Here is a 21,704-nt window from a genome sequence, read left to right as displayed (position 1 = left end):
CCATGCCATCAAGAGGTCGCTAGTTTTCCCCGATCCCCTTCCATCGGGCAAGCTTTGGCTTATCTTGGCACCAGTAACCGCACGACAGGACCGCCCTTGCCCTTCACGCCCACCTCTCGCGCCGCCATGAAACGGGGGCTCTGGTTTCTCTTGGGCTGGTGCGCGCTGGCGCTGGGGGCCATCGGGGTGCTGTTGCCGGTCCTGCCCACCACCCCTTTTATCATTCTGGCCGCCTTTGCCTTCAGCAACGGCTCCCCCCGGATGCACCGCTATCTGGAAGACCACCGCATCTTTGGCCCGATGATCGCCGACTGGCGCGCGCATGGGGCGATTGCGCCACGGTATAAAATGATCGCCGTGATCATGATGGGGGCCGCGCTGACGGGCAGCATCCTCGCCGGGTTGCGCCCCTCAGCGCTGGCGATCCAGGCGCTTTGCATGGCGGGGGCGGCGACTTACGTGCTGTCACGCCCCAACGGCCCGCGCTGACCCATTCCCAAGCCGCCGGACCCGCGCTATAGGCAGCCCATGACACAAAACCCGCCCAGCCTTCGCCCCGACCTTGCGCCCAAGCCGCAAATCTCTGACGCCATCCGCCCCGGACAGCCCACCATCGGCATGGTCTCGCTCGGCTGTCCCAAGGCGCTGGTAGATAGTGAACGCATCCTGACCCGTCTGCGGGCCGAAGGCTATGCGATCTCCCCCGATTACGCGGGGGCTGAGGCGGTGATCGTGAACACCTGCGGTTTCCTTGATTCAGCCAAGGCCGAAAGCCTTGATGCGATTGGTGAGGCATTGCAGGAAAACGGCAAGGTCATCGTAACGGGGTGTCTGGGGGCAGAGCCGGAGTATATCCGCGAACACCACCCGCAGATCCTCGCCGTGACTGGGCCGCATCAATATGAGCAGGTGCTGGACGCGGTGCACGCCAATGTGCCCCCCGCACCGGACCCGTTTATTGATCTGCTGCCCAGCTCTGGCGTCAGCCTGACGCCGCGCCATTACAGCTATCTGAAGATTTCCGAAGGCTGTAACCACAAATGCAAATTCTGCATCATCCCCGATATGCGCGGGCGGCTGGCGTCGCGCCCGGCCCATGCAGTGCTGCGCGAGGCGGAAAAGCTGGTGCAAGCCGGGGTGAAGGAACTGCTGGTGATCAGTCAGGACACCAGCGCCTATGGGCTGGATCGCAAATACGATCTGAACCCGTGGAAAGAAGGTGAGGTCCGCAGCCACATCCTTGATCTGACGCGCGAGCTGGGCAGCCTCGGCGCATGGGTGCGCCTGCATTACGTCTACCCCTACCCGCATGTGCGCGACCTGATCCCGCTGATGGCGGACCCAACCAATGGCGTGCTGCCCTATCTGGATATCCCGTTCCAGCACAGTCATCCCGACGTGCTGCGCCGCATGGCCCGCCCCGCCGCAGGGGCGAAAACGCTGGACGAGATCCGCGCATGGCGCGCGATCTGCCCCGATATCACTCTGCGCTCCACCTTTATCGTCGGCTACCCCGGCGAGACAGAGGCAGAGTTCCAGCACCTGCTGGATTGGCTGGACGAGGCGAAATTGGACCGGGTCGGCTGCTTTCAATACGAAAACGTCGCAGGCGCACGGTCAAACGCCCTGCCCGACCATGTCCCGGAAGAGATCAAGCAGAGCCGCTGGGACCGGTTCATGGCCAAGGCACAGGCGATCTCTGAGGCCAAGCTCGCCTCCAAGGTCGGCCGCGTGCTAGAGGTCATCGTGGACGACATCGACGCAGACGGCATCGCGACCTGTCGGACTTGGGCCGATGCGCCAGAGATTGACGGGAACCTGTTTATTGATGAAGGGGTGGAGGGGCTGGCCGTGGGGGATATCCTTCATGTAGAAATCGAAGAGGCCGGAGAATACGATTTATGGGGGCGCAAAACAGATGACTGAAACCAAACATAAGGCGCGCAGCCTGATCCTACACATCGGACACCCAAAAACCGGAACAACCACGCTACAGTATACGCTGCGCGATTCTGCGCCACTTTTATTGCAGCAAGGGGTACTTTACCCGCGCACACCGTTTTTCAACAATCACAAACCAATTATGCCGCATTTTTTCGGCGATCCTGGTGAAGGGGATCGGCTGCGCCAGACGATGGGCGCTTCCGAAGAAAAGGTCTTGTCGGCAAGTAAAGACGCGTGGGACAGTATCGTCAGCGAAGTTTACACCAAAAAACCGGAACTGATTATTTTGAGCGCTGAAGCGTTTTTTTCATGCGGCACACGGTCTGGGTTTGACACCTTCATTTCCGCGTTGCTTGGGCTCGCTGATCATATCACGGTCGTCGCCTATCTGCGGGATCCTGCGTCATTATACCTGTCCGGCCGCCAGCAAAGCGCTAAGAACAGCGCCCGCTACAATCCACCAGCGGCCGGCTGGTTCAGGACCGCGCTTGAACCCTATCTGACCCATCCGGAAATCGAACTGAAAGTACACAAGTTCGATAGGAAGGAGTTGATTGGCGAGGACATTATTGCTGATTTTTCATCTCGCTACATGCCGTCCGGCGTGAACGATCTGCTGATTAGACCTGCCGAGGATTCCAATACAAGCATCTCGGCAGAAGCGATGGCCCTGCTCGAACTCGTCCGATTTCAAAACATGCCACTATCAAGCGTAGGTGCAGACCATATGAAAATAAAGGATTTTGTCAAACTCGTGCGGCGCATTGATGACGCGCTTCCTGGCAAAACCCGCATGCGATTCAAGCCTAACTGCGCGGCGGCAATTTATGATTCTCGGACTGACCTAGAATGGGTAGAACAGGTTTTTGGAATACATTTCACCCGGCCTAACACGGATGAAAGAACCTATATTCCGAATTTCGATCAGTTTCAGGACACCCGAGATTTCTGCGAAGTAGACGAACAACGCTACGCAATACTTGTCCACGCTGTCAGCACTGAGATCAGGCGGGAACGCAGCGTTGCAGGATATTACGGCGAATTCATTCGCAACATTGGCCGCTGGAGAACGCGTTGGGATAAGCAGCGCCGTGTGAAGCAGAAAATGTGAGGAGATGAGTCACGCGCTTCCCGACCTGGGCAGATGCACCAGAGGTTGATGGGAACCTGTTGATTGATGAGGGGGCAGAGGGGCTGGCCGTGGGGGATGTTGTCCGTGTGGAGGTTGAGGAGGCGGGGGAGTATGATTTGTGGGGGTCGACACCTACATTAGGCAACAAAACACCATGATAAAATACAGGGCACTGGAGAAATGTTAACAAATGCGCTATATGTGAACTTAATAACGAAAGGCGAAGACCAGCATGTACGGTTACAAAGAACGTAAGGCGGCGCAAGTTGCCGCTTACTTCGCTATAAAAGAGCAAGGCAGCATCAACGTGTTGAAGCTGGCAAAACTGTTGTATCTGGCGGAACGTGAGTCAATGAATCGGTTCGACGAACCGATGTTCTTTGACCGGCTGGTATCAATGGATCATGGCCCAGTAACATCTATCGCACTTAATCAAGTGAACGGCTTGACGCAAAGCACCGATTGGGATGCTTACATTGCTGGCCGGACTGGGTATGAGATCAAAGCTGCGGAAGGTCTGACATTGGAAAGCTTAAATGAGCTTTCAAAAGCTGATTTGCGAATTCTCGAGGATCTTTGGGATTCATTTGGCGAGATGTCTCAGTACCAACTGCGTGACTGGACCCATACAAACTGCCGCGAGTGGGAAAACCCCCACGGCTCATCTAAACCAATACCCCACGATAGAGTGTTTAAATTTCTCGGCAAAGAACACGCAGAGCTGCTATCCGAAGCAGTACATGCTTATCGAGAAAAGGCTCAAATGCTTGAAGCTAGCTGTTGAGCATTGCTAAAGACTGGAACATCTTTTCTTATACCGTCCGGTCCAAGCGATTTCCTGCATCTTTTTATTGTCTGCTCCGAGAAAAAGGCGGAGCCAGACATGCGTATCTTGGTTCCAATTTCGTCCAAGAAACCGGGTGTGTACTTTGATCCGACTTGTGAAATTTCCGCTGGAGAGCATGAGTTCGTCAAGAAGGACAGCTTTGCGCACTATAGACACATCCAGCAGCGCAGCTCTTCCAAGATAATATCCTGCATGGAAAACGGCTCATACATTCGGAAACCTGACGTGTCAAAGGAGCTACTTGAACGCATAGTCGTTGGCATCCAACGCTCAGACTTCGTAGAGCCATGGGTCATGGATTTCATTGTCTATAGCGTTTGACGAAATGCCTGAGACATGACGTATCAGCTAACGCGTTGAAATCTATGATTTCAGGCAGCCTTAGCTGATTCAGGTTTTTTGCATAACGCTTTAAAGCAGTTTGCCTTTGACCTGAAGCAGAGAAAATTCAGCATTTCAATATCCGCCGGGCAGCGCCCGGACCTCCCCCATGGTGAGGGCGCTTCGCACCCACCCCGAGGTCCAGACGCTCCCCTGATGTTATGCAAAAAACGCCCATCGGTCTTTGCTCTCGCTCAGAGAATACCTTGTGTTCCACGCCGCATGTGACGGGGCTCCGCACCCCCTGCGCTCCGCGCGTTCACCGCTGAAAAGCTCCACTGGACCTTTTCCAAGACGCAGCTCACCTCACAGTGCCACGCAGCCCCGGACCTGATCCGGGGCCTCTACATTTCATACAAGTCCGACGAAAGTCCGATGCAATTCCGATAGGCTCAGAGCGCGTCAAGATACACGCGCACGCAATCCTGTACATGGCGGAACCGATCACCGCCCAGGTGCTTGCCGCCATACCAGCGCGTCACCACGATGATATGATTTTGCAACTCTGCGCGCTCCAGCATCCGCACAATCACCATCCCCGCGCCACTTTCGCCATCGTCATTTTTCAGCGGCCCCAACGGCAAAAGCAGACCCCAAGTATTATGGGTGGCCTTTGCAAATTTCTTATTGCGGCAGAGCACCTTAATGAAATCACGCGCCGCGTCAGCCGACCCGCAAGGCCCGCCCGACACCGCGTATTTCGAACCGCGATCTATGACAGCATTGGTGATAATCTTCATGGGCTGCCCGTAACATCAGCACGCATATCCCAACAAGGCGCAAAGAAAAGGGGAGCAACATTGCTCCCCGATGCCTTCATTTCCTGCAAGTGTCCTACGACACGCCGGATCAGTAGGTCGCGCCCTGCCCGGTCGCAATCGCATTGGCCAGCGACATCTCTGCCCAGCCATCACGCCCGCCGCGCATTCTGATTTCGGTCAGCTCTGCCTGGGCCTGCACCATATCCCCGGCTTGCACATGTGCCTGACCTTTATAGGATCGCGCCAGCAGATTATCCGGATCAGCGCTCAGCGCCGCCGCATAATAGGCCATCCCCAAATCAACCTGACCTGCCTTGCGGTGGGCAAAACCGTAATAAACCAATGCCATAGGCGCATCGGGATCATCAAGGCTGTCCAGCACGTCCAGCGCCGCTCGATATTGCCCCGCATAGGCCAACTCGCGGATATCCTTCAGCCGGGCGTTGTCATCATTGGTGCTGTCTTCCGGCGTCATGCAGCTTTGCGTGGCCAGATCCCATACCAGCCCCTCGGCACAGTTTTGGGTCGTCTCCGAAGGTTTCGGCGGCTCCGGGTCGCTACTTCCGGCGGCAAAGGCCGTCACGGGGACAAAGGCAAGGGCAAACAAGGTCAATCGCATGGTTTTACTCCATCAATTCAGATTTCAAATGATAGGCCGCGCCAGAACAAAAGAAAGGGCGATCACACAACGTAGCCTGTCGCAGCGTATTATCGCCATAGTCCAACAATCACACAGAGCCATGCAGCCCCCACGGCCATAGCCGTAACCGCCACAGCGGCAGAGCCGCTATCCTTCGCCTGTTTGGCCGCATCGCGCCGCTCTGTGCCAACGTCGTCCACCACCCGCTCAATCGCCGTATTCAGGCATTCCGCAGCAAGTACCAAAATCCCGCCCATGATCAACATCCCCCGTTCACCCGCCGTGATCGGTAGCACCCATGCAAAGACTGCAAAAACCACATTCGCCACCAGCCACTGGCGCAACGACCCTTCGGTGCGGGCCACATGCATAAACCCCTCCCACGACCAAATCGCCCGCTGTTTCACGCGCATCACCTGCTGCCACATATTTTATTATCCTTTATCGAATAGGTGCTTTGGCGAAGAGTGACCCAGATTTTGCGATCTTCCAAGATGCCCGTGACCCAACGGCAGAATTGACCGGGTGCCGCAGCAGACTATCCTTGTCATCGCGAAAAGGAGAATGCCCATGTATCCCGACTATTCCGTGCCAGAGCGTATTGCCGACGGGATCATGCATGCGATTGGCGTGATCGGGGCAATCACCGGCGCGATCATCCTGATGGTCTGGGCCGGGGGCCTGACAAGCCCCGGGCAAATGGCCGGGGTCGCGATTTACGGGGCGACGCTGATCGCCACATTCGTCGCCTCGGCCATGTATCACATGACCCCATGGGAAGCCGCCCGCCCGATCCTGCGCCGCTTTGACCACGCGGCGATCTATCTGAAAATTGCAGGCACTTATACACCGCTTGTGGTCATGATCGGCAGCGCCTTTGCCTACACGATCCTTGGCGTTGTTTGGGGGCTGGCAGTAATCGGTATGGTGCTGAAGCTATTTTTCTGGCGTACGCCAGGGCAGTTCGGCCCCGCGCTTTATCTGATCATGGGCTGGCTCAGCGTCGCGCTGATCTGGTCGCTCTGGCCCATTGTGCCGCGCGCCGCCATGATCCTGATGGGCGCGGGCGGGTTGCTTTACACAACAGGGGTGATTTTTTATGCGGCGGAAAAGATGCGGTTTTCCAACGCAATCTGGCATGGGTTCGTCGTTGCTGCCTCGGCTTGTTTCTTCGCGGCCATCGCGCTTGGGACGGGACATATAGCCTGACAACGGGTGTCTGATAGACGTCCTGCCAGCCTCTGCACACTACAGCGCCGCGTCGTAAGGTGGGTTTTAACCCACCCGCCCCAGAACCTCTTCGACCGAATTTGTGATCAGGCTCAGGCAGGTCTCGTCTGAAAACCGATGATCCGCACCGTCAACCAGTGTCAGACGCATATCCGGTCCCTCCGCGTGTTCCAACAAACGTAGCGCGACGGACATATCCACATCCGCATCCGCCGTCCCTTGCAGGAAGCGCACCGGAAAGGGCAGCGGCAGCGGATCGCGCAGCACCAACCGGTCACGCCCTTCTTCGATCAGCTTCTTCGTGATGATGTAGGGTTCACCATACTCAGAGGGCAGCGCTACCTGCCCCGCACTGTGAATTTCGGCCTTTTGCGCATCGGAAAACCCGGCCCACATGCTGTCTTCGGTAAAGTCCGGGGCGGCGGCGATGGTCACCAGACCGGCCATACGTTCCGGCATCGCGCGCGCCACTTGCAAGGAAATCCAGCCACCCATGGACGAACCGACCAATACAAGTTTGCCCGCCAGCAAGCCCAGCGCCGCACAGCAATCCTCAAACCAATCACCTATGCAGCCGTCGGTGAAGGCTCCATCGCTTTCGCCGTGACCGGAATAGTCAAACCGTAGAAAGGCGCGGCCCGATTTGCGCGCCCAATCTTCCAGATATACGGCCTTGGTCCCCTGCATGTCCGATTTGAAGCCGCCGCAAAACACCACTGCGGGCCCGGTGCCATCGGTCAGATGATAGGCGATGCGCCTGCCCTGTGGTGTGTTCAGATAGTCAGTCATTCTGTACGTCGTCCAAGCCCGTTGCCATTGCAGCCGCACCAAAACACATGGCGGCGAAAAGACCAAGAACCAGCGGCACGCTGAGCGCGGCCAGCCCGGCAAAACCTGCCCCTGCCCCCATCAGTACAAGGCCGACGATGGTGTTGGACAGGGCGGTAAAACTGGCCCGCTCATCCGGGCCCGCCATATCGACCAGATGGGTTGACCGTCCTTGCCGTACGCCGTGATAGGCGGTCATCAGACCGAACAGCATTACCGGGATCACGCCGGGGACATCTGAAAACCCAAGCCAGTGTGTCATCACAAGTGCCGCCAGTACCACGCCGCCTGCCAGTCCGGACAATTGCAGCACCCGCCGCGATGAACGGTCAGACAGCCGCCCCCAAACATAAGATGACAGCAGCGACGCAATGGCCGAGGCCAGCACCAGCGCCCCTAGTGCGGCAAAGGCCCCATCTGGTTGCAACATCACCAGATAGGGCGGTGCCAGCGCCGTGCCGACAAGCAATGCACGGGTAACAATAAACCGTGTCAGCTGCGGATGCTCGCGCAGCAGCGAAAAAGGGGCCAAACCGCCTGTGTCTTTGGTGTCTTCTGAGGGCACCTCTTTTAAGGTCGAAAACACAACCGCCGCCAATACCCAGAGCCCCGCCGCCAGCAAGATCGCGGCTTCGACAATAACATAGCGGTTACCCAGCCCAGTCATTAGCAACAGCGCGAAGCCGATCACCCCGACCGCTGCGGCAGAACTGGCAAATCCCGTCGCGGTGCCCCGGCGCGTCTTGTCGACGGTTTTGCCCAAAATGTCCTTGTAACTTGCCGAACAGACGGACCGGGCCAGCGCCAATACGGCCAGCAGCGCCACGATAACCGCCCCGGCAATCCCGCCTTCCAGCGTCAGTGCTGCCAGCGCGATCCCTGCGGCGCTTAACCCCTGCACAAACGCGCCCCCGGCCCAGAACCATTTGCGGATCGTGGCGCGGCTGATGAAGGGTGTGATGAAAAGTTGCGGCAATAGCGCGCCCGCCTCGCGCACTGGCACCAAGAGGCCGGCCCAAAACGTGCCCGCGCCCAAATGGGTCAGAAGCCAGCTGAGTACCAGTTTGGGATCAATCAGACCGTCTGCGATCTTGCTGGCGCCGAGCGACAGGGCATGGCGCAGAAAGCTGCCCGGTTCGGCGTTCTGCGCTTTTTGCGGCAGGTCGCTTTCCCCATCCCGCGCTTCGGTCACCGCATCAAAAATCTGTTCTGTCGTGCTGTCATTCATCGGGCGTCTCCTGCCCGTTGTTATTTAGGGCGGGATGCGCGTGGTCAATGATGGCCGTTGTACGTGCTGCGTATGAACATTTCGCAAAAGCAGCGTCCCAGCGTGTCCGACGGAATTCCGACGCTTGTCCGACCCAAATCTGACCGCCGTTTTGCCGCGTTCAGCCGCCGACGTAACCTGCTGCCTTGGGCCGGTAAAAAATCTTCTGATCGTGCAAACGGCCCAGCAACGCTTCACCAGCGCGCTGGTCACGCTCGATCACGCGGATCGATTCCATATGGGCGGGGTTCTCTGCGGATAGGGACAGGCGCGTCTGAGAAAGTTCGCGGCCACGGGCGCGCAGTGCCTCTTCGATCAGATCCAGATCGTCAGTGTTCAGGTCGAACTGGCGATTGTAGCGCGGCATATGGCATCCCCCGTAGATAGGTTTCCCATCGGAAACGTATGTCGGATTTAGCAGCCTGAGCGTCGCAGTCAACGCAATTGGGTTCATATAAAACATGAGCCAGAGACAGTATCTTGACCAACGGATCGCATCCCGGCATGTACGGCGCACATATAACCCGCAACCGGGCGTTCCGTGGGCGCCAAACTGACGAGGAGCCGAAAATGGCCCAGATTTCCCTGACTTTTCCTGATGGTAACAGCCGCGACTATGCAGCCGGGATCACCGCTGCCGAAGTTGCTGCCGATATTTCATCCAGCCTGCGCAAAAAGGCGATCAGCGCGACCGTGAACGGACAGCACTGGGATCTGCAATGGCCGATTGATGCGGATTCGTCGATTGCAATCAATACGATGAAAGATGACGCACCAGCGCTGGAACTGGTCCGCCACGATCTGGCCCACATCATGGCCCGCGCCGTGCAGGAAATCTGGCCAGACACACAGGTCACAATCGGTCCGGTGATCAAGGACGGCTGGTATTATGATTTTGATCGGAAAGAACCTTTTGTTCCCGAAGACCTCGCCCTGATCGAAAAGAAGATGAAAGAAATCATCAACGCCCGTGACGACGTCCGCACCGAAATCTGGGACCGGCCCAAGGCGATCCAATATTACAAGGACCGGGGCGAGCCCTATAAAGTAGAGCTGATCGAAAGCATCCCCGGCGATGAGCCGCTGCGCATGTATTGGCATGGCGACTGGCAGGATCTGTGCCGTGGGCCGCATCTACAGAACACCGGGCAGGTGCCTGCGGATGGTTTCAAACTGATGTCCATCGCGGGTGCCTATTGGCGCGGCGATAGCAACCGCGCCATGTTGCAGCGGATCTATGGCGTGGCCTTCCGCAACAAGGAAGACCTGCGCAAGCATCTGAATATGCTGGAAGAAGCCGCCAAGCGTGACCACCGGAAACTGGGCCGCGAGATGGACCTGTATCACATGCAGGAAGAGGCCCCCGGTCAGATTTTCTGGCACCCGAACGGCTGGACGATCTACACGCAATTGCAAGATTATGTGCGCCGCAAGCAGCGCGCTGACGGCTATGTAGAGGTGAACACGCCGCAGGTGGTCAACCGCGTGCTCTGGGAAAAATCAGGCCATTGGGACAATTATCAGGATCATATGTTCATCGTCGAAGTTGACGAAGAACACGCCCGCGAAAAGACGGTCAACGCGCTGAAACCGATGAACTGCCCGTGCCATGTACAGATTTTTAACCAAGGTTTGAAATCATACCGGGACTTGCCATTGCGGATGGCGGAATTCGGGTCGTGTAACCGCTACGAACCATCGGGTGCTTTGCACGGCATCATGCGGGTGCGTGGCTTTACGCAGGATGACGGCCATATCTTCTGTACCGACGATCAGATCGTCGCGGAGACAGAGAAATTTATTAAGCTTCTTGCCTCGGTCTATGATGATCTTGGCTTTCATAACTGGACGATCAAACTGTCCACCCGCCCTGAAAAGCGGATCGGGTCAGAAGAAAGCTGGGATCGGGTCGAAGCGGCACTGGGCGATGCGTGCAATGCCGCGGGCTATGAATTTGAAACCCTGCCCGGTGAAGGCGCGTTTTATGGTCCGAAACTGGAATTCACCCTGACCGATGCCATCGGGCGGGAATGGCAGTGTGGGACGTTGCAGGTGGACCCCAACCTGCCGGACCGTCTGGACGCAAGCTATATTGCCAAGGACGGTGAAAAACACCAACCCGTCATGTTGCACCGCGCCGTTCTGGGCAGCTTCGAACGGTTTGTTGGTATCTTGATCGAAGAACACGCAGGCAAGCTGCCGTTCTGGCTGGCCCCACGGCAGGTGGTTGTCGCGACAATTATTTCTGACGCGGATGACTATGCCAGCGAAGTCGTCGCCGCGCTTCGTGCGCAGGGGATCCGGGCCGAGGCGGATCTGCGGAATGAAAAGATAAACTACAAGGTCCGTGAACACTCTGTCGGCAAAGTGCCGGTCATTCTCGCCCTTGGCGCGCGCGAGGTCGAAGAGCGTACGGCCACCGTCCGGCGGCTTGGCGAAAAGCAGACAGCCGTCATGTCGCTGGATGAAATTGTTACAACGCTGGCCCGCGACGCGACGCCACCCGATCTTTTGTAACAAAGACGCTCTGCAAGTTGTAACAAAACCCGTCACGCAGCCGCGTGGCGGGTTCTTTTTTTGCCAGCACGACAGCTGCGGCGGCCTGTCGCAACCCCTTCGCTGCTCACACGACCTCACGGAATCGCGATGCACGGGCCTGTGAGTGGCGACAGCGCGCAATTGGCATCTATGGTTTTGTCATCGCCGGAGACGGTGAAAAAACATTTCTGAACCTCAATGGAAGGAAGTTCTCATGTCCAACACTGCCAAATCGCTCGCCCTTGCAAGCGCCGTCGCCACAGCCATCACCGGTCTGACAGCCACAACCGCCGCTGCCGCTGATGTGAAATGCTATGGCGTGTCTCTGGCCGGTGAAAATGACTGCGCTGCCGGTGCTGGCACCACTTGTGCAGGTACGTCCACCGTCGACTATCAAGGCAACGCCTGGTCGCTTGTCCCTGAAGGCACCTGCGAAAGCATGGAACTGCCCGCGATGGCTGACGGGACAGAGCGTATGGGCTCTTTGGAAGCTTTGGAGCGCGACCTGCCCGCGTAAGCAAAACTCTGGTAAGGTGGGTCAAGACCCACCTTACGACCAATCAAATGGGGTGCCGCATGTTTGACGAAACGCGTTCCACATCTTTGCCACCACGCCCCGGCGTCGGATATAAACCGCAGCATTACAGTGACATCATGGATGATCCGGGCCCGGTGGCCTGGCTGGAAATCCATGCCGAAAATTACATGGGCGATGGTGGTCGCCCCATCGCGCAGTTGCGTCATCTGGCCGAACGTTTTCCGATTTCAGTGCATGGCGTTGGCCTGTCGATTGGCGGAGAGGCCGATCTGGATGCAGATCACCTTGCCCGACTGAAACATCTGCTGGGCTGGCTGAACCCCGCCAGCTTTTCCGAACATCTGGCCTGGTCGACCCACGACAGTCATTTCTTTAATGATCTGCTGCCCATGCCCTACACCGCCGCCACGCTGGACCGTGTCGCCACGCATATTGATCAGGTGCAAGAGGTAGTGGGCCGACAGGTGCTGTTGGAAAACCCGTCCAGCTATCTTGCCTTTGTGGAATCGACGATGTCCGAGACTGATTTCCTGCGCGCACTGACCCGGCGTACCGGCTGCGGTCTGCTGCTGGATGTGAATAATGTCTTTGTCAGCGCGACCAATCTCAAGACCTCTCCCCATGCATATATCGCTGATTTCCCGCTGGACTCGGTCTTCGAGATCCATCTGGGCGGTCATGATGAGGATGAAGACGAAACCGGCGCGCCTCTGTTGATCGACAGTCACGGCAAGCCCGTCGTCGATCCGGTTTGGGCGTTGCTGGATGAGACGCTGGCCCGATCCGGCCCGAAGCCGATCCTGATCGAATGGGATAATGACGTGCCCGACTGGTCGGAACTGCGCAAAGAGGCGACCCGCGCCCATACGGCGTTGGAGACGACATGCGGGTAACGGCCGCCGCCTTTACCGCCAGTATGCTTGATCCAGAGGCGCAGGTGCCACAGGGGTTGGTCAACCCGGATGGGGTGCAGGCGGACAAGCGGTTCAACGTCTATCGCAACAATGTAGCTGTGGGACTGTCGGATGCGCTGGAGACTGGCTTTCCGGTTTTGCGCAAGCTTGTAGGCGACCGGTTTTTCCGCGCGATGGCAGGGGTTTACCTGCGCCAGCATCCGCCGAAATCGCCGTTGATGATGTTCTATGGCGAAGCGATGCCGGAGTTCCTGCGCGGTTTTGCCCCAGCCCAATCCCTGCCCTATTTGTCTGATATCGCCCGATTAGAGCTCGCGTTGCGGACCGCCTATCATGCGGCGGATGCAACAGCCGCAGATGCAGCTGTTCTGGCCGCGCTGACGCCGGAGGCGTTGAACAATACCTGCCTGCGCCTTGCACCGTCCGTGCGGCTGCTGCGGTCAGATTATCCAATACATGGCATCTACCGTGCGAACACCCACAGTGACGCGCCGAAGCCTGTGATGCAGGCCGAAACGGTGCTGATCACACGGTTGCAATTTGATCCTGAAATTCACCTGATCAACGCAAGCGCTACCGCTTTCATCGCCGCTTTGTTGCAAGGGCATACATTGGAGCAGGCCATCGGCACCGCAGGCGACACGCTTGATCTGAGCGCAACACTGGGCCTGCTTCTGACCAACGGTGCCGTGACTGGCATTCATCAAAAGGCTTCATCATGACATTATTCGTTTCCCCGCTTGCGCCCGTCGCCGCGCGCCTGAACCGCGCTGGTGACCAATTGCTGCCATTACTGGCCCGGTTTGTATTTGCGGCGGTGCTGCTGCTTTATTTCTGGAATTCCGGGCTGACCAAGCTGGACGATGGCATCTTTGGCATTCTGACACCATCCTCCGGAGCCTATGTGCAGATCTTTCCCAAGACGATGGAAGCCGCCGGGTATGACACGTCGCAGCTGAACATGTTTCATTGGGCCGTGGTGGTCGGTGGCACGGTTGCGGAATTTGTGCTGCCTTTGCTGATCGTCATCGGGCTGCTGACGCGACTTGCCGCACTGGGCATGATCGGGTTTGTCACAGTACAGTCCCTGACCGATCTGTATGGCCATGGCGGCATCGCACATGAAGCCACGCTGGGGGCGTGGTTCGACCGGATGCCGGATGCGCTGATTTTGGATCAACGCGCGTTCTGGGTGCTTTGCCTTCTGATCCTTTTGTTCAAAGGGCCGGGCCTTTTGTCGCTGGACCGGGCGCTTTTCAAAAATGCGCCATAGGTTCATCCGGCTTGCCCGCGGCGAGGGCCAGCAGCCCCGCCAGCCCGGCAAAGCCGATGGGGAACATGGTCCACACATTGAACCCAAAGGCCGTGTAGAAAAGCCCCGCGGCCCCAAGCAATAAGATCCCGCCCCAGAGCGCACGGGCTTTCGCCATAGCACCCCCGGCTATGGCCAGAAGCGGCGCGACGAAACTGGCAAAGCGGATATAGCCGGGGTTTTCGAACAGATCGAAAAGACCCGCCAATTCGGTGTGCTGCGCGGACAATTGGGTAAACCCATAGCCGAACAGGCCAACGATAATCCCGATCAACCCGCCAATAATACCAAGTAAAGATGCCGCGTTGCGCATGATGGTGGTCCTCCTGAACTGGTTACAGACATAGGAAGCCCAAGCTCAATCGCCAAGATAACGGGCCTGCACGTCAGGTTTCCAGCCGATGGTCCATGTGCCGTCGCGATCAATCACCGGGCGTTTCATCAGGGTTGGGTGCGCGGCAAGCAGTGTGGCAGAATCGGCTTCTTTTTCAGCCTCTGACAGGCCGCGCCACGTTGTCGATGCCTTGTTCAGCGCCTTATCACCAAATTGTGAAATGATCTGCGCGCGGTCCGTATCGGTCAAACCGTCTGCACGTACATCGATGATCTGCGGCGCGTAACCTGCCGCGCCAAGTGCCTTAAGGGCTTTGCGACAAGTGTCGCAGGATTTGAGTCCGAAAAAGCGCATGATACCTCTTGATTGAGTTGTGGTAAATATTTTCAACTTTTACGCATATATTTCATTTGCTTTTTGCATAGAATTGCTAAGCTAGAAATTCAAGGAGAAGGGAAGACCGCTTTGTCGCGGGGCCCATAACCTGCCCTGCCCCGCCGTGGGCACGACAAAAGGAGAGCGGACAATGCCAAGCGGCACCGTGAAATGGTTCAACACCACAAAAGGATATGGATTTATCGCACCTGACGACGGAGGTTCAGATGTGTTTGTGCATATTTCAGCTGTCGAACAATCGGGAATGACCGGGCTGGCCGACGATCAGAAAGTGACTTTTGATCTGATCGAAGGACGCGATGGGCGCAAGATGGCTGGAAAGCTGTCGAAGCCTGAATAAAGCATTTCGATTTTAACTTAAGGCATCACCCATTGCATTTGCGCTGATGGCGAAAACCCATGATGGGTGATGCCGGATTAAATCGAAATGCTTGGGCAGGTCGCAGCGTCTTTGCCATGAGCTGACCAAGTGATTGCCGATCATGCCCGCTGTGGCCGCCGGTTCAAGCAGCCAGTCTATTGCTATCAGCTTTTGAATGATGGCTTGCCGGATGCCCCCCACCAGCGAGGTGTTCACATTCGCGCGTCAGCCGATCGAGGAGGTCTGTCTTGATCGGTAGAAAGGCGCGGCGTTTCATATCTTTGGAAGCAAGCGGTTTTGTCTTTTTATTGGTCATTGCAGTCCCCAGAAAAGATTTCTCAACACGTTTTATCGATCCACCCGGATAAGTTGAGGTGGAACATTACGTCATTTCACTCGTTGACATTGGGTCATGAAGATATTTGCATTTCTTTCATGGATGAAAGCGCTGATCGTTCGGAGCTGAGTGGTTAGTCGCGCCTTGCAGCCATGCCGTAAAATGACATTGCACAAGTATGGTTGACGAATCGTTAAAGGAAAAGTTGTCCAAAAGCGGTATGCGCAAAACCTGAATCAGCTAGTGCTGCCTGAAATAATAGATTTGGGCGCGTTATCTGATACGTCATTTCCCAGCTATGTCGTCAAACGCCATAGGGAAAACACGCGAAATTCACGTAGCGCTGGCGTTCACTTAGATACGCAGGCTGCATGCCCGTGCATCATATCGTGACCCTAATATTTAATGGATAACTGGTGCTGCTGGAGAGAATCGAACTCTCGACCTCTCCCTTACCAAGGGAGTGCTCTACCTCTGAGCTACAGCAGCAACTGTGTGGCGGGGAATTAGACTTAAACGTCTATCGGCGCAAGCCCTCTCTGGACGGTTTTTGCGTGTCTTGTTAACACCCCTTATATGAACAACAGCCAAGACAAGCAGAACAAGGTGCCGGCAGCGAAACCGCGCGATGATCGGCTGAAGGCCGCGTTGAAGGCCAATATGGCCAAACGCAAGGCGCAGGCCCGCGCCCGCGCGTCTAATACCAAAGAAAAGAAAGAGTAGGCAGGCATGGATTCTATCGTAGTCAAGGGCGGCACGCCCGTGCATGGCAAGGTACAGATCGCAGGGGCCAAGAATGCCGCCCTGGCGCTGATGCCCGTAACATTGCTATCAGACGAGCCGCTGACGCTGACAAACGCCCCTCGCCTATCAGATATCAAGACGATGACCGCCTTGCTGCAATCGCTGGGCGTGGAGGTCACGTCGATACAGGATGGCAAGGTGCAGGTCCTGTCGTCGCATGATTTGACCTCGACCACGGCGGATTATGAGATCGTGCGCAAGATGCGCGCCTCGAACCTTGTGCTGGGTCCGCTGTTGGCACGCTATCACAAGGCGGTTGTCTCTCTGCCCGGCGGTTGCGCGATTGGTGCCCGTCCGATGGATATTCACGTGACCGCGCTTGAAGCACTTGGCGCGCAGATCGAATTGAAGGACGGCTATCTGCATGCAGAGGCCAAAGGCGGCCTGAAAGGTGGCCATGTGCCGCTGCGGTTTGCCAGTGTTGGCGCGACCGAGAACGTGCTGATGGCGGCCACGCTGGCCAAAGGTACTACCGTCATTGAAAACGCGGCCCGCGAGCCAGAGATCGTAGACCTTGCCCGTTGTCTGCGCAGCATGGGCGCGCAGATCGACGGCGAAGGCACTGATACGATCACCATCGACGGTGTTGACAGGCTGGGTGCTGCGACCCACCCGGTTGTCACCGACCGGATTGAGCTGGGCACCTATATGCTGGCCCCGGTCTTTGCGGGTGGTGAAATCGAATGCATTGGCGGGCGGCTCGACCTTGTGGGGTCCTTCGTTGAAAAGCTGCAAGCGACAGGTGTCGAGGTTACGGAAACCGATGCAGGCATCAAAGTCAGCCGCAAAAATGGTCGCGCGCAGGCAGTGGATGTAACCACGGCCGTATTTCCCGGCTTTCCCACCGATCTGCAAGCGCAGATGATGGCGATGCTTTGCACTGCTGAGGGCACATCGGTGCTGGAGGAAAAGATTTTCGAAAACCGCTTTATGCATGCGCCGGAACTGACCCGGATGGGCGCGAATATCGAGGTACATGGCGGCACGGCCACCGTGCACGGCGTTGATCGCCTGAAGGGTGCGCGCGTCATGGCGACCGATCTGCGCGCCTCTGTCTCGTTGATCTTGGCCGGTTTGGCTGCCGAAGGCGAAACCGTAGTCAGCCGCGTCTATCACCTGGATCGCGGTTACGAGCATGTGGAAGAGAAACTTGCCGCCATCGGTGCCCAGGTCGAACGGGTCAGCGAATGACCGAAGACGCACGATTCGAGGATGGCCGCGAGGCCCCGCTGCGGCTTAAGGCGCTGGATGCCGATGATCTGGCGGTGATCGCGGCGCTGGTGCAGGATGCGGTGTTTCCAACCGTTGAAATGCGCTGGGACCGGAGCGCCCGCCGGTTTGCGCTGTTGCTGAACCGTTTCCGCTGGGAAGATGCACCCAACGCAACCCTGCGCAAACGCGGGGTGGAGCGGGTGCAGGCGGTATTGGCGTTCGAAGACGTGCTGAAGGTGCAAAGCCTTGGGGTGGATAGATCCGACCCAGATATGGTGTTCTCCCTGCTGTCCATCGCGTTCCACCCCGGCTCGGATGGCACGGGCCGGGTGGAGCTGACATTGGCTGGAGATGGCGTCGTTGCGCTGGAGGTCGAAGCGCTGGAAGTCATCCTGCGCGATGTCACGCGTCCCTATGTCGCCCCGTCTGGCAAGACACCTTCGCATCCGGACTGAGCCGCCCATTGATGCCGCCCCCCGGCCCGGCTATGTGATCGCCAGAAGGAGTGATCCATGCCGCAATTTATGTCCACCGCCGATGCTGATTTCGAAAACCGCTTTACCACCCTTCTGGGTGCCAAGCGCGAGGATAGCCCCGATGTGGATCATGTGGTGGCTGAGATCATCGCCGATGTGCGGGCCCGTGGCGATGCGGCAGTGCTGGAACTGACCGCGAAATTCGACCGCCTGACGCTGACACCCGCCACCATGCGCTTTTCAACCGCAGAGATTGACGCAGCATGTGCAAAGGTCAGCGCGGAAGACAAAGACGCGCTGGAATTGGCCGCCGCGCGTATCCGCGCCTATCACGCCCGCCAGATGCCCGAGGATGCGCAATGGACGGATGAGGTCGGGGCAACCCTTGGCTGGCGCTGGACGCCGGTATCTGCGGCGGGGCTTTATGTACCGGGCGGGTTGGCGTCTTACCCCTCGTCGGTGCTGATGAACGCGATCCCGGCCAAAGTGGCAGGTGTAGATCGGCTCGCCATCGTTGTGCCCACCCCGGATGGCGTCGTGAACCCGCTGGTGTTGCTGGCCGCGCGGATTGCAGGTGTGGATGAAATTTACCGCATCGGCGGTGCGCAGGCGGTTGCCGCGCTGGCCTATGGGACCGAAACAATTGCACCGGTGGACAAGATCACCGGCCCCGGCAATGCCTTTGTCGCAGCTGCCAAGCGTCGTGTTTTTGGCAAGGTGGGGATCGACATGATCGCCGGTCCGTCCGAAATTCTTGTGATTGCGGACAAGGACAATAACCCGGATTGGATAGCCCTTGATCTGCTGAGCCAGGCGGAACATGATGAAAGCGCGCAGTCGATCCTGATCACTGATGACGCGGCATTTGGGCAGGCTGTGGCGCAGGCCGTGGACAAGCGGTTGGAAACGCTGGAGCGGCGGGCCATTGCCGGGGTCAGCTGGCGGAATTTCGGTGCGGTGATCACGGTGCAAGACATGGATCAGGCGGTGGACCTGTCTGATCGGATCGCCCCGGAACACCTGGAGCTTTGCACGGCGGATGCGGACACGCTTGCGTCCCGGATCACCCATGCTGGCGCGATCTTTATCGGGGGTTGGACTCCGGAAGCGATTGGCGACTACATTGGCGGACCAAACCACGTGCTGCCCACTGCGCGGTCGGCACGGTTTTCAAGCGGGCTGTCAGTGATGGATTTTGTCAAACGCACCACCCTGTCCCGAATGACGCCAGAGGCGCTGGCGGCCATCGGACCTGCCGCCGAACGGCTGGCGCAATCGGAAAGCCTGCAAGCGCACGGGCTGTCGGTGCGCGCCAGACTGGATCGGTTGAACCGGGGGGGCACATGAGCAAGATCACCCATATCGAAATCGACGACCGCAACCTGCCCCCGCCCACGCCAGAGATCGAGCAAGAGCGCAAGGTCGCCATGTTCGACCTGCTGGAAGACAACCACTTTGCCCTGCCTGTGCGCGAGGACCGCAGCGTCGCCAACGGCCCTTACCGGCTGGCCCTGTCGATCCGTGAACGGCGGCTGGTCTTTGACATCACGCAAGAGGATGAAACCCCGGCGGGAGAGTTCCACCTGTCGCTCGGCCCGTTCCGGCAGGTGGTGAAGGACTATTTCCAGATATGCGAAAGCTATTTCGACGCGGTCAAGACATTGCCCCCCAGCCAGATCGAAACGATCGACATGGCGCGGCGCGGTATCCACAACGAAGGTGCACGCGTGCTACGGGAGCGGTTGGAGGGTAAGGCGGAGGTCGACAGCGACACGGCCCGCCGCCTGTTCACCCTGATCTGCGTGCTGCATTTCGGGGGCTGAGTTGGCGGACGGCAGCACATATCAGCCTCTTCCACAATCGGTCCTGTTCTGCTGCGACCATAACTCTGTCCGGTCCCCGATGGCCGAGGCGATCATGAAAAAGCTTTACGGGACGAAATGTTATATTCAGTCCGTGGGCGTAAAGAACGATCTGGAAATCGACGGTTTCTCTATCGCTGTCTGCGAGGAAATCGGGGTGGAGCTGTCGCGGCACCGCTCGCGGTCTTTCGATGAAATGGAGCAATGGGGCGATGACCTGTCGTCCTTTGATCTGGTGCTGGCCCTGTCCCCGGCGAGCCAGCGCCGCGCGCTTGATCTGACCCAGTTCTATCATCTGGACGTGGAATACTGGCCGATCCTTGACCCGACGGGATTGGGCGATGACCGCGAGGCGCGTCTGGCGCTTTATCGGCAGGCCCGCGATCAGATCATGGCGCGGCTGCTTGAACGCTGGGGCCCGGCAACCGGGGGCAAGAGCTGACGCCTTTTGTGCTGCGGCGCTTTGTTTAAAAGAATCTTGGAACCCATCGTCCAGTCGCGTGTTGACCCGCCAGCAACGAGACTATGAAAGGAACTACCATGCGTATCGCATCAATCTTTGTTTTGGTTATTTCAGCATTCAGCATCACAGCCTGTGAAACGGTTCAGGGCGCGGGTCAGGATATCTCTAACGCCGGCGACGCCGTCACCGAAGGCAGCCAAGAAGTTCAAAACGACCTTTAATATACTCATGGGTGGGGACTAGGGAAAGACGGGCCGGGAGGTCCGTCTTTTTTGTTGGGGTCAAGCGCTCCGCTCAGAATCTACGCCGCGCCAGAACCGAGGGGGTGAAGGTCGATCGTGCCTTTGGCACGAGAAACGATCCGGGGGATCGTTTCAGACCGGAGCGGGCGAAGCCCCGGGCGAGAAGCGCCCGCCCCGTGGGGGCGGTTCGGGCGCTGCCAAATGCGGAGCATTTGGCAATTGATCCGCTAAACATGGCAACTAGAATCACTTGAATGACCACTGCCAATTGGACCGATAAATCGTCATATCGCCCATCGCGGTCCAAGGTCGCTTTTCCCACATATGTCGCCGTGGATTGCCACCAAATTTAGCTTCATCGGCCATTTTTTCATATACTCGATGAGTTATCCATGTCGGATATTCACTGGGGAGAGTATTAAGCTTGGCTGCAATATTTGCAGCATTTCCTATCCAAGCAAGATCATTGCTATCGCGGACACCTCCACGTACCACCAAAACCTCAGAACAATCTATCCCTACCGTGTATCTCATTTTATACTTGGAATTAGGGTACTGCGCTGTGAGCTTGGGAGACACAATATTATTGACGGCCCACTTTAATTTCAAAGCGGCTTTGACCGCCGAGGTGTTAGGGCGATCCCCTCGAAAAACCCCCATGACGCTGTCGCCATCAAATGAGCGAATCGAGCCGCCATGATCGGTTATTAGTCGAGAAGCGCAATACAGAAATATCTTGTATATCTAGCGGAAAACTCGCGCCTGTAATTCCTGACTATGCTCTGAAACCCGGTTTTTCTGCCGTTTGTAGTTAGAGTTTTCCGCTCGTATTTTCCTTTGGCTGGAAAGGAGCGAAGACGATGAAAGCATCGAAGTTCACGGACG

28 protein-coding genes, 1 tRNA gene and 1 pseudogene are annotated in these 21,704 nt (G+C 57.4%); 19 read left to right on the top strand and 11 right to left on the bottom strand.

Going from position 1 to position 21,704, the window contains the following annotated elements; genetic code table 11:
* Window positions 1–96 precede the first annotated feature (96 nt).
* The 5 genes and pseudogenes from ACJ5NV_RS15845 (at window position 97) to ACJ5NV_RS15825 (ending at window position 3,860) form a co-directional block, all read left to right on the top strand.
* Window positions 97–489 carry a YbaN family protein gene (locus ACJ5NV_RS15845; RefSeq protein WP_411645255.1) on the top strand — a complete coding sequence of 131 codons (393 nt, stop codon included), beginning with the start codon at window positions 97–99 and terminating at the stop codon, window positions 487–489.
* A gap of 39 nt (window positions 490–528) precedes the next feature.
* Window positions 529–1,926 (top strand): 30S ribosomal protein S12 methylthiotransferase RimO, encoded by a 1,398-nt coding sequence (rimO, locus tag ACJ5NV_RS15840; protein ID WP_411645254.1) that lies wholly within the window; start codon window positions 529–531, stop codon window positions 1,924–1,926.
* Complete coding sequence (locus tag ACJ5NV_RS15835; RefSeq protein WP_411645253.1) at window positions 1,919–3,055, top strand: hypothetical protein; 1,137 nt, start codon at window positions 1,919–1,921, stop codon at window positions 3,053–3,055. The genes rimO and ACJ5NV_RS15835 overlap by 8 nt, the downstream gene beginning before the upstream one ends.
* A 23-nt stretch (window positions 3,056–3,078) precedes the next feature.
* Window positions 3,079–3,234, top strand: a pseudogene (locus tag ACJ5NV_RS15830) (hypothetical protein); the annotation flags it as partial.
* A gap of 74 nt (window positions 3,235–3,308) precedes the next feature.
* A complete protein-coding gene (locus ACJ5NV_RS15825; protein WP_411645252.1) occupies window positions 3,309–3,860 on the top strand; it encodes a Panacea domain-containing protein in 552 nt (183 codons plus the stop codon).
* Window positions 3,861–4,696: 836 nt separating this feature from the next.
* On the opposite strand, the gene ACJ5NV_RS15820 is transcribed toward ACJ5NV_RS15825, so the two are convergent.
* The 3 genes from ACJ5NV_RS15820 to ACJ5NV_RS15810 form a co-directional block, all read right to left on the bottom strand.
* Entirely contained in the window at window positions 4,697–5,044 is a 348-nt protein-coding gene (locus tag ACJ5NV_RS15820; protein WP_411645251.1) for a YigZ family protein, read from the bottom strand.
* Window positions 5,045–5,153: 109 nt separating this feature from the next.
* Entirely contained in the window at window positions 5,154–5,684 is a 531-nt protein-coding gene (locus ACJ5NV_RS15815; RefSeq protein ID WP_411645249.1) for a tetratricopeptide repeat protein, read from the bottom strand.
* Window positions 5,685–5,773: 89 nt separating this feature from the next.
* The gene (locus ACJ5NV_RS15810) at window positions 5,774–6,133 is read right to left on the bottom strand and encodes a diacylglycerol kinase (protein ID WP_411645247.1); all 360 of its coding nucleotides are present in this window, start codon (window positions 6,131–6,133) and stop codon (window positions 5,774–5,776) included.
* A gap of 142 nt (window positions 6,134–6,275) precedes the next feature.
* Here ACJ5NV_RS15810 and trhA point away from each other — a divergent pair, with 142 nt between their 5' ends.
* Window positions 6,276–6,914: a PAQR family membrane homeostasis protein TrhA gene (gene trhA / locus ACJ5NV_RS15805; RefSeq protein WP_411645245.1), complete on the top strand. Its 639-nt coding sequence runs from the start codon at window positions 6,276–6,278 to the stop codon at window positions 6,912–6,914.
* Window positions 6,915–6,980: 66 nt separating this feature from the next.
* Here trhA and ACJ5NV_RS15800 read toward each other — a convergent pair whose 3' ends face one another.
* The 3 genes from ACJ5NV_RS15800 to ACJ5NV_RS15790 form a co-directional block, all read right to left on the bottom strand.
* A complete protein-coding gene (locus ACJ5NV_RS15800) occupies window positions 6,981–7,724 on the bottom strand; it encodes an alpha/beta fold hydrolase (RefSeq protein ID WP_411645243.1) in 744 nt (247 codons plus the stop codon).
* Window positions 7,717–8,991 carry an MFS transporter gene (locus ACJ5NV_RS15795; protein ID WP_411645241.1) on the bottom strand — a complete coding sequence of 425 codons (1,275 nt, stop codon included), beginning with the start codon at window positions 8,989–8,991 and terminating at the stop codon, window positions 7,717–7,719. The genes ACJ5NV_RS15800 and ACJ5NV_RS15795 overlap by 8 nt, the downstream gene beginning before the upstream one ends.
* A gap of 160 nt (window positions 8,992–9,151) precedes the next feature.
* Window positions 9,152–9,397: a hypothetical protein gene (locus ACJ5NV_RS15790; protein ID WP_411645240.1), complete on the bottom strand. Its 246-nt coding sequence runs from the start codon at window positions 9,395–9,397 to the stop codon at window positions 9,152–9,154.
* Window positions 9,398–9,600: 203 nt separating this feature from the next.
* Here ACJ5NV_RS15790 and thrS point away from each other — a divergent pair, with 203 nt between their 5' ends.
* The 5 genes from thrS to ACJ5NV_RS15765 all read left to right on the top strand — a co-directional run bounded on the left by thrS (window position 9,601) and on the right by ACJ5NV_RS15765 (window position 14,293).
* On the top strand, window positions 9,601–11,547 hold the full coding sequence (gene thrS, locus ACJ5NV_RS15785; RefSeq protein WP_411645239.1) for a threonine--tRNA ligase: 1,947 nt from the start codon (window positions 9,601–9,603) through the stop codon (window positions 11,545–11,547).
* Between the two features lie 235 nt (window positions 11,548–11,782).
* Complete coding sequence (locus ACJ5NV_RS15780; RefSeq protein ID WP_411645237.1) at window positions 11,783–12,085, top strand: BufA1 family periplasmic bufferin-type metallophore; 303 nt, start codon at window positions 11,783–11,785, stop codon at window positions 12,083–12,085.
* A 59-nt stretch (window positions 12,086–12,144) separates the two neighbouring features.
* A complete protein-coding gene (gene bufB, locus ACJ5NV_RS15775) occupies window positions 12,145–12,999 on the top strand; it encodes an MNIO family bufferin maturase (RefSeq protein ID WP_411645235.1) in 855 nt (284 codons plus the stop codon).
* Window positions 12,990–13,742, top strand: a complete 753-nt coding sequence (locus tag ACJ5NV_RS15770) for an HvfC/BufC N-terminal domain-containing protein (protein WP_411645234.1) — start codon at window positions 12,990–12,992, stop codon at window positions 13,740–13,742. The genes bufB and ACJ5NV_RS15770 overlap by 10 nt, the downstream gene beginning before the upstream one ends.
* Entirely contained in the window at window positions 13,739–14,293 is a 555-nt protein-coding gene (locus tag ACJ5NV_RS15765; protein WP_411645233.1) for a DoxX family protein, read from the top strand. Before ACJ5NV_RS15770 ends, ACJ5NV_RS15765 begins: the two co-directional genes overlap by 4 nt.
* On the opposite strand, the gene ACJ5NV_RS15760 is transcribed toward ACJ5NV_RS15765, so the two are convergent.
* Together ACJ5NV_RS15760 and ACJ5NV_RS15755 are read right to left on the bottom strand one after the other, a co-directional pair.
* On the bottom strand, window positions 14,277–14,645 hold the full coding sequence (locus ACJ5NV_RS15760) for a hypothetical protein (RefSeq protein ID WP_411645232.1): 369 nt from the start codon (window positions 14,643–14,645) through the stop codon (window positions 14,277–14,279). The two genes, ACJ5NV_RS15765 and ACJ5NV_RS15760, sit on opposite strands and share 17 nt — an antisense overlap.
* A 45-nt stretch (window positions 14,646–14,690) precedes the next feature.
* The gene (locus tag ACJ5NV_RS15755) at window positions 14,691–15,020 is read right to left on the bottom strand and encodes an arsenate reductase family protein (RefSeq protein WP_411645231.1); all 330 of its coding nucleotides are present in this window, start codon (window positions 15,018–15,020) and stop codon (window positions 14,691–14,693) included.
* A 172-nt stretch (window positions 15,021–15,192) separates the two neighbouring features.
* Between ACJ5NV_RS15755 and ACJ5NV_RS15750 the strand changes: the two genes are divergently transcribed.
* Window positions 15,193–15,402: a cold-shock protein gene (locus ACJ5NV_RS15750; protein ID WP_411645229.1), complete on the top strand. Its 210-nt coding sequence runs from the start codon at window positions 15,193–15,195 to the stop codon at window positions 15,400–15,402.
* A 163-nt stretch (window positions 15,403–15,565) separates the two neighbouring features.
* Here ACJ5NV_RS15750 and ACJ5NV_RS15745 read toward each other — a convergent pair whose 3' ends face one another.
* Together ACJ5NV_RS15745 and ACJ5NV_RS15740 are read right to left on the bottom strand one after the other, a co-directional pair.
* Complete coding sequence (locus tag ACJ5NV_RS15745; RefSeq protein WP_411645227.1) at window positions 15,566–15,739, bottom strand: hypothetical protein; 174 nt, start codon at window positions 15,737–15,739, stop codon at window positions 15,566–15,568.
* A gap of 435 nt (window positions 15,740–16,174) precedes the next feature.
* Window positions 16,175–16,249 (bottom strand) — tRNA-Thr (locus tag ACJ5NV_RS15740).
* A gap of 87 nt (window positions 16,250–16,336) precedes the next feature.
* Here ACJ5NV_RS15740 and ACJ5NV_RS15735 point away from each other — a divergent pair.
* From ACJ5NV_RS15735 to ACJ5NV_RS15705, 7 genes are all read left to right on the top strand, one after another.
* Window positions 16,337–16,483 carry a hypothetical protein gene (locus tag ACJ5NV_RS15735; RefSeq protein ID WP_411645226.1) on the top strand — a complete coding sequence of 49 codons (147 nt, stop codon included), beginning with the start codon at window positions 16,337–16,339 and terminating at the stop codon, window positions 16,481–16,483.
* Between the two features lie 6 nt (window positions 16,484–16,489).
* A complete protein-coding gene (gene murA, locus ACJ5NV_RS15730; RefSeq protein ID WP_411645225.1) occupies window positions 16,490–17,755 on the top strand; it encodes a UDP-N-acetylglucosamine 1-carboxyvinyltransferase in 1,266 nt (421 codons plus the stop codon).
* Window positions 17,752–18,231: a DUF2948 family protein gene (locus ACJ5NV_RS15725; RefSeq protein ID WP_411645224.1), complete on the top strand. Its 480-nt coding sequence runs from the start codon at window positions 17,752–17,754 to the stop codon at window positions 18,229–18,231. Before murA ends, ACJ5NV_RS15725 begins: the two co-directional genes overlap by 4 nt.
* A 57-nt stretch (window positions 18,232–18,288) precedes the next feature.
* Window positions 18,289–19,599, top strand: coding sequence for a histidinol dehydrogenase (hisD, locus tag ACJ5NV_RS15720; protein WP_411645222.1), 1,311 nt, complete (start codon window positions 18,289–18,291; stop codon window positions 19,597–19,599).
* Complete coding sequence (locus ACJ5NV_RS15715; protein WP_411645221.1) at window positions 19,596–20,075, top strand: UPF0262 family protein; 480 nt, start codon at window positions 19,596–19,598, stop codon at window positions 20,073–20,075. The genes hisD and ACJ5NV_RS15715 overlap by 4 nt, the downstream gene beginning before the upstream one ends.
* Before the next feature lies 1 nt (window position 20,076).
* Window positions 20,077–20,556 carry an arsenate-mycothiol transferase ArsC gene (locus ACJ5NV_RS15710; RefSeq protein WP_411645220.1) on the top strand — a complete coding sequence of 160 codons (480 nt, stop codon included), beginning with the start codon at window positions 20,077–20,079 and terminating at the stop codon, window positions 20,554–20,556.
* Window positions 20,557–20,654: 98 nt separating this feature from the next.
* Window positions 20,655–20,798 (top strand): entericidin A/B family lipoprotein, encoded by a 144-nt coding sequence (locus ACJ5NV_RS15705; protein ID WP_411645218.1) that lies wholly within the window; start codon window positions 20,655–20,657, stop codon window positions 20,796–20,798.
* Window positions 20,799–21,065: 267 nt separating this feature from the next.
* Here ACJ5NV_RS15705 and ACJ5NV_RS15700 read toward each other — a convergent pair whose 3' ends face one another.
* Window positions 21,066–21,479, bottom strand: coding sequence for a hypothetical protein (locus tag ACJ5NV_RS15700; protein ID WP_411645216.1), 414 nt, complete (start codon window positions 21,477–21,479; stop codon window positions 21,066–21,068).
* Between the last annotated feature and the right edge of the window lie 225 nt (window positions 21,480–21,704).

This window comes from Loktanella agnita (genome assembly GCF_046640325.1).
Classification (GTDB): domain Bacteria; phylum Pseudomonadota; class Alphaproteobacteria; order Rhodobacterales; family Rhodobacteraceae; genus Yoonia; species Yoonia agnita.
This window is presented reverse-complemented; position numbering and strand designations above follow the sequence as displayed.